The organism is Vibrio sp. 1167, assembly GCF_033340375.1.
GTDB lineage: Bacteria > Pseudomonadota > Gammaproteobacteria > Enterobacterales > Vibrionaceae > Vibrio > Vibrio alginolyticus.
This window is the reverse complement of record NZ_JAWOWK010000006.1, coordinates 23,509-35,701: the sequence shown is the minus strand read 5'-3', so window position 1 is coordinate 35,701 and position 12,193 is coordinate 23,509. Positions and strand designations below refer to the sequence as shown.

The window sequence follows — 12,193 nt, the reverse complement described above, 5'->3', positions numbered from 1 at the left end:
AGCTCATCCCTTTTTCTATTGTCTTCAAGTACGGTGATTATAGCTTCTTCAAAATTGCGTCTGATGCCTCTTCGATTAAATCAAGCACCAGTTCAAAGCCATCTTCCCCACCATAATATGGGTCCGGGACTTCGTCGTAAACTGACTCAGAATGACTTAAAAATAACGATACTTTGTGTCGATACTTCAACGGACAAATATCCAATAAATCGGCCAAATTTGCTTTATCTGCGGCTAATATAAGGTCAAACTTTTCAAAGTCATCAATGGTGACTTGGCGCGCTTGCATTCCTTTAAAAGAATAACCTCGCTGCTTTCCTGCTGCCATCGCTCTTGAATCCGGTCGGTTTCCTGCGTGGTAGCCAATTGTACCTGCCGAATCAACCTCTACTTCAACGCCTAGCTTTTGAGCTTTCGCTCTTAACACTGCCTCTCCAGTTGGTGACCGACAAATGTTTCCCATACAAACAACAAGTATTTTCTTCATTTTATTCCCTGAATTATCGGTGGTTTTTCTTCACGATATGTTGGTCTATCATAGCGAGATAAATCAATGAACCCAAATTAGCTTGGGCACAGCACGAAAAGGAATTAAGGAAGTATTATGTCTATCGAAGAAAATAAAGAAGCACGCCATAAAGCTCGCCAACAAAAAGTCAAAGAACAGGTAGACGCAAAAATCGCTGCTGCTCAAGAGGAAAAAGGTCTGCTACTGATCATTACCGGAAATGGTAAAGGTAAATCGACATCAGGATTCGGTACGATCGCACGCGCAGTGGGTCATGGTTTGAATTGTGCTGTCGCGCAGTTTATTAAAGGTACTTGGGACAACGGTGAGCGCAACCTACTTGAGAAACTCGGCGTTGAATTCCAAGTAATGGCGACCGGCTTTACATGGGAAACTCAAAACAAAGCCGCTGATACCGAAGCAGCGCAAGGCGTATGGCAAGAATGTAAACGCATGCTGCAAGACGACTCTATCGATGTCATCTTGTTTGACGAGCTAACTTATATGGTGAGCTACGGCTACATCGACTTAGACGAAGTGGTCGAAGCACTGAGCAACCGACCTAAAATGCAGTCGGTTATTATTACTGGGCGTGGCGCACATCGAACCCTGATTGAAATGGCCGATACCGTTTCTGAAGTGAAAAATGTAAAGCACGCATTTGAATCTGGCGTAAAAGCCCTCAAAGGCGTCGATTGGTAACACTCGCAGAGTAATTTAAAAAGGGTTGGCAAAATGCCAACCCTTTTGATTTTCACGCACGGTTAGTTGAAAAGATTCTTCAATAAACCATCGACCGCATCTTTGGTTTTCTCGTCTTTGATTTTGTCCGTTAGCTTCTCTACGCCACGATCGATTTCTTTCTGAGCTTTCTGCTTCAGAACATCATCGAATACGAGCTTGAATTTAGGTTCTGCCCACTTACCAGACACATTGATTGGAATCGTGATGTCTTTCAGCTCATCTATATCTTTACCGCCCTGGCCTTCTAGGCTACCTACAACTGACGTGCTGATAGTAAAGTCGACTGTTTCATTGATGTAGTTTGCGGTACCTTTACCACGAACACGTAACAATGGAGACTGAGCTTGCATATTATCCGTTGATACAACACCTTTGTTGAGTTTCAATGTCGCCGTCATCGCACTGAAGTCTGTTTTCTTAGCTTCATTGGTGCCTTCAACTTTTTGCCCTTTAAATTTCGCATAGTTTTCACGAATCAACTGAGCAACGTTGATGCCATTCACCGCACCGTCAGCAAAATTGATAACAACCGTACCAGATAGATTCTTCTTGATACCGGTAGGCGTGAGACTCTTACCTGTAACATTCACATCAATGTTACCTGTCCCTTCAAGTTTGTCGTTTTCAGCAACGTCTATAAGTAGCGGTTGAACTTTCACGCCTTTGATTGACTTTTTAACACTGTAAGTCGCTGGTGATTGGCGTGCATCTAACTTCGCTGTCGCTGAGATTGAGCCTTGGTACAACTTCGAACTAAAAGATGTAAGCTCAAACACGCCACGATTTACAGTGAAGCTCGTTTTTACCGCTTCCATCTTCGCATTTGCCGCTTTGAATTTGTCGATAGTAATGTCACCCTTTACATCTAACGCTTTCAACGCAGACAAATCAGGCTCAACCTCAGGTCCGGCAGGAGCACTCTCGCCACCAGAAGCAGGCTTATTACCTTCGGCAGCTTGCTTATCTAACCCTAAGAACTCATCAAGATCGATATTGGGGCTATGGAGAGCAAAGCGTACTTTAGGAATATCACCGAGTGTCACATCTGCCTTACCATCTAGGGCGATAGCATTCGCTGTTAACTTCTCTAGAACAAAACTCAGATGGTTTTTCGTTAGGTCGAAAGACAGATCAGACACCATGTCGACTTTCATTGGGGACTGAGGTAAAGCATCACCCTCAAAAGTCGATTTAAGAGTTAACTTATCCAACTGTACTTTGCTGATAGCCTTGTCCACGCTAAGTTGACCAGCACCCTGCATATCTAACTTCATACCACCAGCGTCACCCTTAATGGCATAAGTCAGGTTATTTACTTTATCGAATTCAAACGTGTCTAAACCGATCGTTACCGATTCAATTTTATTGGCAGGGTCAGAGTATGTCGCATCAAAGTTGATGTTCTTTAGCGCGTAGTTTGCCAAACCTTTTTCTAGCTTAAAGTCTGCCTGACCTTTCGCGGTGAACTTTTGGTCGTTCATTTCGCCCTTCACGCCAAAATCAGCCGTTGTCCAGTTGTCAAAAGCGAATTCGGAAAGGTTTAATGAAATATCATAAAGTTTGGTGTAACTACCGGCTTGCTTATCCTGCATTTCTAATGAACCGTTAGAAACCGTAACGCCAGCAAGATTAATACTCCAATCAGAACCAGAAGTTTGCGTTTCACCATTTTGCGTAGGCGCAGTATTGCTCTCTTGTTCTGCTTGTTGTGTTTGGGCTTTCGTCAATGCATCAATATTCTTGCTGCCATCTTTCTTGGTTTCAATGTAGAACTCAGCACCATCAAGCGTGACGTTTCCAATTTCAAGCTGTTGACTAAAAAGTGGCATAACAGAGATGTCTACACCAACGGTATCAACTTTGAATAAATTGGGTTTACTAAAGCCTTGCGGGTTTCGCAATTCTGTATGTCCCAACTCAAAGCCAATCGATGGGAAAAATTGCCAACTGATATCCCCTTCAATCACCAACTCTAATCCCGTTTGCTTTTGCGCTTGCTCAACAATAAGGGGTTTAAACTGATTCGGATTGACGAAGATGGTTAACGCTAAAATTGCGACCAAAATGACCACAATCGGTATTGCTAGAATTAAGAGCAGTTTCTTCATTTGTTTTTCCTTGCTCGAGTGTTTTTACAATTATAAGCGCAGACTCCATTTACCGCTGACAGTTCCACAAAAGCGTGAAAAGTGTCTGGTTTTAACCTGCAACTGACTAATTTAAAAACAAAAAAAGAAGTGGCACTTAAGGTGCCACTTCTTCTCCTAAAAATAAAGCGATATAGCCGTCTATAGGCTTAAGCTTTCAAAAGTCTTGCAATGTGAGCTTTTAATACATCAATTGCGATACGGTTTTTACCACCGCGAGGAACAATAATGTCCGCATATTGCTTAGAAGGTTCGATAAACTGCATGAACATCGGACGTACTGTTTGTTGGTATTGCTTAAGAACAGATTCCATAGTTCGGCCTCGTTCTTCCACATCACGCTTAACACGGCGAAGCAAGCAAATATCTAACGGTGTGTCCATAAATACTGTCGCATGCATCAAATCACGAAGACGAGGGTCTGTAAGAAGAAGGATACCTTCTAGAATGATCACCTTTTTAGGTGTCATTGTGGTGGTGTTAATTGTTCTTGTGTGCTCAGTGTAGCTGTACTCAGGCACTTCTACTGCTTCACCACGTACCAATTTTTCTAGGTGCTCACACAGTAGGTCGTGGTCCAACGCACTCGGGTGATCGTAGTTCGTCTTTACTCGCTCTTCCATGCTTAGGTGGCTTTGGTCGTTGTAGTAGCAATCTTCCGTGATGACACCGATTTGATGATCGCCTACTTTCGCGCGAAGCTCATTATAAATAGTGCTCGCGATCAGACTTTTTCCAGAAGCAGAAGCGCCAGCAATACCTACGATGACGCATTGATTATTATCAGACATTAGTTTGCACCCGATGATGATTTCTAGTCACATAAAAAGATAAACTGCCTGATTATAGGGAGTTCACCCCATAGTTACTAGTTGGAATTAGGGTTTAGTCATAAGTTTCTGCCTGCTCAGAGGATTAACCTCCGAGCAAACGTTAAAATGTGCAATTATCAACCAACAGGCATAGTAAACTTAGTTCACCATTGTAAAGCTAATCGCATCTGGTTTTGCTTTGCCTTGCCAAAACATCGTGCTACATACGCGATCGGCAAGTTGCTTATAATACCCTGCATGCTCACTTTCTGGGCGTCTTGCTACCGTTGGCACGCCAGCGTCAATATCTTCTCGCATAGAGATATGAAGCGGAATTTGTCCTAACAATGCTAAGCCAAATTCTTGCGACATTTTTTCAGCTCCGCCCATACCAAAAATATGCTCTTTCGCGCCACATTGACTACAAATGTGATAACTCATGTTTTCCACAACACCAATAACCGGGACATGGACTTTGTTAAACATTGCCGCTCCCTTCCTTGCATCGGCAAGGGCTAAATCTTGCGGTGTTGTGACTAGCACGCTACCTGTTACCGGAATTTGTTGTGACAGAGTCAATTGAATATCCCCCGTACCGGGCGGCATATCAATCACCAAATAATCCAAATCTGGCCAATCTGTTTCAGTTAATAACTGCGACAATGCTTTTGAAGCCATTGGACCGCGCCATATCGCCGCTTCTGATTTATCCACCAAATAACCGATAGAATGAGTATAGATGCCGTGAGCAAAAATGGGTTCCATCCACTTGCCATCACGAACTTCTGGTTTAGCATCTTCTTGCCCCAACATCATAGGTACAGACGGACCATAGATATCTGCATCCAACAATCCCACTTTCGCCCCAGATTGAGCAATCGCCAACGCTAAGTTAACTGCGGTAGTAGATTTACCAACGCCACCTTTCGCAGAACTGACGGCAACGATGTTCTTAACACCCTTAACCGAGTGAGCCACTTGAGTTTCTAAAGCTTTAACTCCAAGGCGAATATTAAATGGGAATTCAGCCACTTTACCCGAGGCTTGCTGCTGTTTGATCCAGTCATGCAGTACGGTTTGAAGCTCATTACTTGCGAATGGCAACGTTATATCAATAGAACCCTGTGTCGTAATCGAAATTGCGCCATGAATATCTGCCCAGTTTTCCACCAACTGTGGATGTTGGAATTGGTTAAACCAGTGACAAAAATCTTGTTTTGAAGTGAACTGATGCATAAGCCCTCCTTTTAGATGTCATGCTACCACCGTCCAGGCTCAACCAGAACCCCAAAAAAACTAAGGCATTCCGCAGTTTGACACCTTGGAGTTAGTCAGTTCATGGGGTAGTATTATCCATCAAAATTTATTTATACCTATCAAGAAAAGCGAATATTAAGTATGGCAAACGATCCAAAAAACTTTCCGTCAAGGAAAATGCTGGTAACTTGTGCCCTTCCGTACGCTAACGGTTCGATCCACCTTGGTCATATGCTTGAGCATATCCAAGCGGACATTTGGGTTCGTTACCAACGCCTACGCGGCAACACTGTAAACTTCATCTGTGCTGACGATGCTCACGGCACGCCAATCATGCTTAAAGCGCAACAGATGGGTATTACTCCTGAAGAAATGATTGCCGCAGTTAGCGAAGAGCACCAAAAAGACTTCGCTGGATTTGATATCAGCTTTGATAACTACCACAGCACACACTCAGATGAGAACCGTGAGCTAGCGTCACACATTTATCTTGAGTTGAAGAAAAATGGCTTTATCTCTAGCCGAACTATCTCTCAGCTGTTCGATCCAGAAAAAGAGATGTTCTTACCGGACCGTTTCGTAAAAGGTACCTGTCCAAAATGTAAGTCTGAAGACCAGTACGGTGACAACTGTGACAACTGTGGTGAGACTTACAGCCCAACAGAACTGATCAATCCTAAATCTGCGGTTTCTGGTGCAACGCCAGTAATGAAAGATTCAGAGCACTTCTTCTTCGACCTGCCTCAGTTTGAAAGCATGCTAAAAGAGTGGACTCGCTCTGGCTCGCTACAAGCTGAAACAGCGAACAAAATGCAAGAATGGTTCGAATCTGGCTTGCAGCAGTGGGATATCTCACGTGATGCACCATACTTTGGCTTCGAGATCCCTGGTGAGAAGAACAAATTCTTCTACGTATGGCTAGACGCGCCTATCGGCTACATGGGCTCTTTCAAAAATCTATGTGACAAGCGCGACGACCTAGATTTCGACGAGTATTGGAAAAAAGACAGCTCAGCAGAGCTGTACCACTTCATCGGTAAAGACATCGTTTACTTCCACAGCCTATTTTGGCCAGCAATGCTAGAAGGTTCTGGCTTCCGCAAGCCTAACAACGTATTCGTACACGGTTACGTAACCGTAAACGGCGCAAAAATGTCGAAGTCTAAAGGTACGTTCGTAAAAGCAAGCACTTACCTAGAGCACCTAGACCCTGAGTGTCTACGTTACTACTACGCTGCGAAGCTAAACAGCCGTATCGACGATCTAGATCTTAACCTTGAAGACTTCACTCAGCGCGTAAACGCTGACGTTGTTAACAAGATCGTTAACCTGGCATCTCGTAACGCAGGTTTCATCGCGAAACGTTTTGAAGGAAAACTGTCTGACAACTTTGCTGAGCCTGAACTTTACAACGAATTTGTTGCTGCTGCTGACCGTATCGCTGAGCTTTACGAAACGCGTGAGTTTGGTCGTGCAATCCGTGAAATCACGGCATTGGCAGACAAAGCTAACCAATACGTTGATGAAAAAGCACCGTGGGTTGTAGCAAAAGAAGAAGGCAAAGATCAGGAACTACAAGACATCTGTTCTGTCGGTATCAACCTGTTCCGCGTACTGATGACTTACCTGAAACCAGTAATGCCATCGCTAGCTGCGCGTACTGAAGCGTTTCTAAACCAAGAGCTAACTTGGGAAAACATCGCTGCTCCACTAACAGACCACGAGATCACTAAGTTCAAAGCACTGTTCAACCGTATCGATCCGAAGAATGTTGAAGCGATGATCGAAGCATCTAAAGAAGATGCGGCGGCAGAAATGGCGGCGAAAGAGAAAGCAGAAGCGGAAAAGAACAAGGCTAGCGAAACTGAGCTAGACAAAGAGCCAATCGCTGAAGAGATTGAGTTCGATGCTTTTGCTGCAGTAGATATGCGTATCGCTCGTATCATCTCTTGTGAAGAAGTACCAAAAGCCAACAAACTGCTTAAGTTCCAATTGGACATCGGTGGTGAAACTCGTCAGGTATTCTCTGGCATCAAGTCAGCTTACAAACCTGAAGAGCTAGAAGGCAAACTAACGGTAATGGTTGCAAACCTAAAACCTCGTAAGATGAAGTTTGGTATGTCTGAAGGTATGATCCTAGCGGCAGGCCCTGGTGGTAGTGACCTGTGGATCCTTGAGCCACACGAAGGCGCTCAACCTGGTATGCGCGTAATGTAAGTATCTTTATTGAAAAGGCTTAACTAAATCAGTTAAGCCTTTTCTCGCAGTTAAGCTTATCGATTAAGCTTGATTGTACTACAAAGAGAATTCTTCTGGACCCCAAGTAATAATCGCGCCACATGCAAGGAAAAGTACAAAGCTGATCGTGACTACAAAAGCGAGAACTCGATCAAATGTCGTTGCGTATTTTAGTATTAACTGATCATCTACAAGTGATACTTTCGCAGGCTTGCCTCGCATTAAAACTGTAGTATACATTGGGAATCTAACCCCCCAGGTATCTCTATCCCAACCGACAGGGCCATGACCATCCTTCGACATCTTTTTCTCAATCCGCTTTACCGATATACGAATAAAAAACAAGGTACTCACTAGCCAAGTGCATCCAACAATAATGTTTACAATATTAAAATAAAACACTTTGTTCCCTTTACTAGGATTTGGCTTTTCAACTAGGCTTGTATTCACCGTTCTACAGAGCCCTGCGCTTAACTGGTTTTCACTCAGTACTCTTCAGGCCCCAACCCCATTACTGCTCCCAAAGCAAGTGCCATCACGAAGCTTATTGTGACAATATACGCAAGCACTCGGTCAAAGACCGTCGCGTACTTTAGAATAAGTTTGTCTTCTACCAGCGATACTTTCGCAGGTTTACCTCGCATCAACACTGAGGCGTACATGGGAAATCTAAAACCCCACCCATTTCTGTCCCAGCCAATTGGATCATGACCATCCTGCAATATTTTTGTCTCAATCCGCTTTGCTGATACACGAATAAAAACCAATGTGCTCAGTAACCATGTCCAACCAACAATCATCACTATAAGATCGAAACAAAACACAACTACTCCTTTAAAACCAATTTACTTTAGAGCTAGTTTCATAGGTTTTTTCTGCTAAACCTTGCCCAAACCAATCACCCATTTTTGCAGCCGCATAACCAGCCCCTAAACCAACACCTATTAATACTACTACTCCAAATGGGCCAGCAGCCAAAGCGACTCCCATTCCAGATACAATCACTTTGGATGTAGTCCAAACGCCAGCAGCGTTGCTCGCACCAAACCCTGCAACTTCCATTGCTGCTCTTTTTTGCCAATTTTCTCCGTTATTCTTGGCATTTCGAACATTGTTAAATCGAACACCAGCATCAATCATGATGATCTTTTTACCCACAATACTAGAGCTTTGTTCAAGAAATCGAATTGAGCGGATGTTAGCTATAGATGTTAAATGTAACTTAGTTATATCCCTGCCACTTCGCGCGATATTGACAGCCCTATTCGGGTTGCTCCAAATGTTTCCACGGCTACTTTTAACTCGTCCTGCATAATGGGCAAGCTCTTTTGTAAATTTGGCATTCAAAGAACTGTGAGCTTCTTTAACTCTATATCCAAGCTTCACAAGCTCCTTTTTCTGCGCACCACTTCGTGAGGCTGTACGTACATCTAGTAAGGCGTTTTGATATTTGAGCGAAGCTTTCCCGAAATTACTCAATCTGACTTGCTTTTCATTAACAGCAGTAGCGGCAGCACCTACTGCAGTATACTCATCGATTCCCCCCTCCCCATAGTATGATTAGTAGCATCTAAAAAAGGCTTAATCTCTTTTTCATAGAGGAGGGCTACCGCTTGTTAGTTTTCATCGCCAAACTCACGTGTTAGATTGGCTACATTTCTTTTGGTTTCTTGTGACCAACTTTTTACAGTATCAAGAGCACAAGCTATATCAGGTCTCTCGCTACGCAACTTAGCTATGTTGTTCACAGAGCCTTCGTTCAGTATGAAAGGAGTACCTGCGGGAATAAAACTACCAAATATATGTGGGTTGTCCTTACGAAACTGAAGGTACCTATCCTCATCATTTGTATCGATAGGGAGCGTTATCTTTGAGTGAGTACTGAAGCATAGGTCGAATTTATTAGACAAATTAATTACCTCGAACAATCAACAAAATAGACAACTTATATCATATGAAGTGTTCGAGTATTTTAATTTCTAAACATTGTGACTTGAATCAGACTACAAAAAGTAATCAATATGTAACTCACAAAGAATAACGCGTACACCAAGCATCGACACCGAATAATCAACCATATTCACAAATTTGGTGAATCCATGCACCAACAACGACCATTCAAAAAGAACATTCAATATAACCAATTGTTTAAATTGAGTTTTTGTTTGGCATCAAAACTGCAATCTTCCTTGTTAGGTCCAAACACTAACAAGGAGTTGGTTATGTTTGTTTTGATTTCCACACTATTGTCCATCGCTATTTTAGCTGGAATATATCACTTATCTTCTAAACGAGAGCAGCAACATGCGCGCAAATATCAGCTGTTAACATTATTACGAGATGTTGTTCACCTTCTGAGACACCACCGAGCTGCTACTCACTACTCGCTTCAATTCCAACAAAACGATCAACAAAAATTGGACGCTCTTAATGATGCTCTGACTAACAAGCTTCATCTTTTAGTCGAAACATCACGGTTTGAAAACAAACCCATGTATCGCGTATTACAGATTAAAGTAGGGAAACTACTTGAACAATGGAATGACCATAGTGTTGCAAGAAACCAGATGGAGCATGGTAAGTTAATTCGTCATTGCTTGTTTTTGATGGATGAAGTAACCATCGCATGGCTAGCGGTTGAGCAAAGAGATGACTTGCATAATGAGTATCACATGAACTGGCAAAACATCATGGATAGCTTGGAGACCCTGACTCAGTTACGAATCAGCATTCAAGATTTAGGAGAACAAGGCGGAAATGAGCGTTTCAAAAACTATGCATCGGTCATGATGCGTAAGCTAAACCAACTAGCGGTTATCGCTCCACTTAGCATTACCTCTCCTGCTTCCACGCGCTCAATACAGACGCTAAATGAATACGTGACAGGGAGTCATGTCGACTTAACAGAAGCAGAGCTTTATGGCGTCACATCGGACTTGTCATTGACCATCTTCAATACTTACGACCATGTCCTTTCAGATGTCGTAGAGTCATTATATCTACCGTTACCCAGACTCTCACTAGCAGGATAAACGTTCCATACCTTATTATTGGTGCTTGGTTCGTCGCCGACTTATAAATAAAAACAAAAAAACCGCAGGCCTAAGGCACTGCGGTTTTCGTTTATCCAACTTGTCAGCGCTTAGCTGTCGTCTTCCGTGAAGTTCGTTGGTAATTGCTTTTTCATTTCGTTCCAGATCAACGCACTTTCCATACCATAATGACGAATCACTACTGGTAGTTGCTCACGCTGGCCACTTTCACAAGTTTCGAGCAATTGATGGTAAAACTTCAGAGCTAGCTCACGAGAAGCTGGATTTGAGAAGTAGTAGCTACCGACACGATCGTAGAGCTTCTTCAAACCATTAAAGATCAAACCGTAAATTTGATTTCCTGAATGGAATGCTAGGCGCTGGAAAAGCATATAATCGTAAAAGTTGAACGTTTTAGCAATCAAGATTTCTTGACGCTTCGCTTCATCTTTCTCGTTATCTTCTTTCACATTCTGCAGAACTTTTTCAGCATACGGCGAAGAAGCGATGAATTCGTCCCAGGAAGCCGCATTCATTAAAGCTTCACAAGATTCGATTACGTTCTTAATTGTACGCTCAGAGCTCTCTTTGTTCGCTTTAAATGCATAGCGCATAAAGATAGGACTGATGTTGGTACGTGCCGCAAGCAGATCTTCTACAATGTTTGTCGCATTATCAACGTCTAGCGTCATTAAAGTATCCAAAATATGCAGACCAGAGGTCTCCATAAATTGGTTAACTTTCGTAGGTTTGCCGTGCTGGATAGTCAGCCAGCCATCACGGGCTAGTCGTTGAAGAACCTCTCTTAAAGTCGTTCGAGTAACACCAATCAGTTCGGACAGCTCGCGCTCAGCAGGTAAAATTGAGCCTGGAGGAAAACGGCCGTTCCAAATGCTCTCGATAATATATTTTTCTGCGAATCCCGCAGGGCTTTTCGCCTTTATGACCATTCTACTTTTTATCCAATATTGATTTCTGAGGGTCGATAGTACTCATCATACCACTACTTAGCGGTTTGAGAAAATTTACGATCAATAGTGGAAACGACTCCATAACATAGAGTTAATACTCTATATGTTGTGTCAATTTAAGAGGCTCTAACATGCGAGCGAAAGCAGTAAAATATGAATTTTCATTTAATTAAACAGCTCACAAATCTCGGAGAAATAAAGACAACCGTGTCACATTTTTATATTCAAAATATGAAAAATTACTTTGTATATCACAGTTAATATTCTTTCTTAATTTGCCTTTTCTCGTCACTGGCCGTCATTTAAAATCCAAGAGGATTTTTTTAAGACTTTCATGGTATAGTAACGCCGTTTTGATCGCGTTATTACATTTAAAAAGTCATTTTAGTCGGTAGCATCACGTTTTGTTATTGACTAATAAATGCCTGAGTGTAGAGTTTGCGGTCGAAAGTGAGCGGTGCTTGAGTTCAGGGGAAGTAACTTG

General features: G+C 42.7%; 11 protein-coding genes. 3 read left to right on the top strand and 8 right to left on the bottom strand.

Annotation, left to right across the window (positions count from 1 at the left end):
• Positions 1-37: 37 nt before the first annotated feature.
• A complete protein-coding gene (locus tag R7Z78_RS14730) occupies positions 38-487 on the bottom strand; it encodes a low molecular weight protein-tyrosine-phosphatase (RefSeq protein WP_053304232.1) in 450 nt (149 codons plus the stop codon).
• A 117-nt stretch (positions 488-604) separates the two neighbouring features.
• Between R7Z78_RS14730 and cobO the strand changes: the two genes are divergently transcribed.
• On the top strand, positions 605-1,210 hold the full coding sequence (gene cobO, locus R7Z78_RS14725; protein ID WP_005380837.1) for a cob(I)yrinic acid a,c-diamide adenosyltransferase: 606 nt from the start codon (positions 605-607) through the stop codon (positions 1,208-1,210).
• Positions 1,211-1,272: 62 nt separating this feature from the next.
• On the opposite strand, the gene R7Z78_RS14720 is transcribed toward cobO, so the two are convergent.
• The 3 genes from R7Z78_RS14720 to apbC all read right to left on the bottom strand — a co-directional run bounded on the left by R7Z78_RS14720 (position 1,273) and on the right by apbC (position 5,447).
• Positions 1,273-3,360 (bottom strand): AsmA family protein, encoded by a 2,088-nt coding sequence (locus tag R7Z78_RS14720; protein WP_104975493.1) that lies wholly within the window; start codon positions 3,358-3,360, stop codon positions 1,273-1,275.
• Positions 3,361-3,548: 188 nt separating this feature from the next.
• Positions 3,549-4,190: a uridine kinase gene (gene udk, locus R7Z78_RS14715; protein ID WP_005380833.1), complete on the bottom strand. Its 642-nt coding sequence runs from the start codon at positions 4,188-4,190 to the stop codon at positions 3,549-3,551.
• A 180-nt stretch (positions 4,191-4,370) separates the two neighbouring features.
• Positions 4,371-5,447, bottom strand: coding sequence for an iron-sulfur cluster carrier protein ApbC (gene apbC / locus R7Z78_RS14710; RefSeq protein WP_104975494.1), 1,077 nt, complete (start codon positions 5,445-5,447; stop codon positions 4,371-4,373).
• 162 nt (positions 5,448-5,609) lie between these two features.
• Between apbC and metG the strand changes: the two genes are divergently transcribed.
• Positions 5,610-7,685, top strand: coding sequence for a methionine--tRNA ligase (metG, locus tag R7Z78_RS14705; protein WP_064354181.1), 2,076 nt, complete (start codon positions 5,610-5,612; stop codon positions 7,683-7,685).
• 78 nt (positions 7,686-7,763) lie between these two features.
• Here metG and R7Z78_RS14700 read toward each other — a convergent pair whose 3' ends face one another.
• The 3 genes from R7Z78_RS14700 to R7Z78_RS14690 form a co-directional block, all read right to left on the bottom strand.
• Positions 7,764-8,009 (bottom strand): hypothetical protein, encoded by a 246-nt coding sequence (locus R7Z78_RS14700; protein ID WP_226975267.1) that lies wholly within the window; start codon positions 8,007-8,009, stop codon positions 7,764-7,766.
• A gap of 182 nt (positions 8,010-8,191) precedes the next feature.
• The gene (locus R7Z78_RS14695; RefSeq protein WP_062730501.1) at positions 8,192-8,530 is read right to left on the bottom strand and encodes a hypothetical protein; all 339 of its coding nucleotides are present in this window, start codon (positions 8,528-8,530) and stop codon (positions 8,192-8,194) included.
• A gap of 10 nt (positions 8,531-8,540) precedes the next feature.
• The gene (locus tag R7Z78_RS14690; RefSeq protein WP_250154130.1) at positions 8,541-9,092 is read right to left on the bottom strand and encodes a hypothetical protein; all 552 of its coding nucleotides are present in this window, start codon (positions 9,090-9,092) and stop codon (positions 8,541-8,543) included.
• Positions 9,093-9,928: 836 nt separating this feature from the next.
• Here R7Z78_RS14690 and R7Z78_RS14685 point away from each other — a divergent pair.
• Complete coding sequence (locus R7Z78_RS14685; RefSeq protein ID WP_104976018.1) at positions 9,929-10,738, top strand: hypothetical protein; 810 nt, start codon at positions 9,929-9,931, stop codon at positions 10,736-10,738.
• Positions 10,739-10,848: 110 nt separating this feature from the next.
• Here R7Z78_RS14685 and fadR read toward each other — a convergent pair whose 3' ends face one another.
• Entirely contained in the window at positions 10,849-11,688 is an 840-nt protein-coding gene (gene fadR / locus R7Z78_RS14680; RefSeq protein WP_005380824.1) for a fatty acid metabolism transcriptional regulator FadR, read from the bottom strand.
• Between the last annotated feature and the right edge of the window lie 505 nt (positions 11,689-12,193).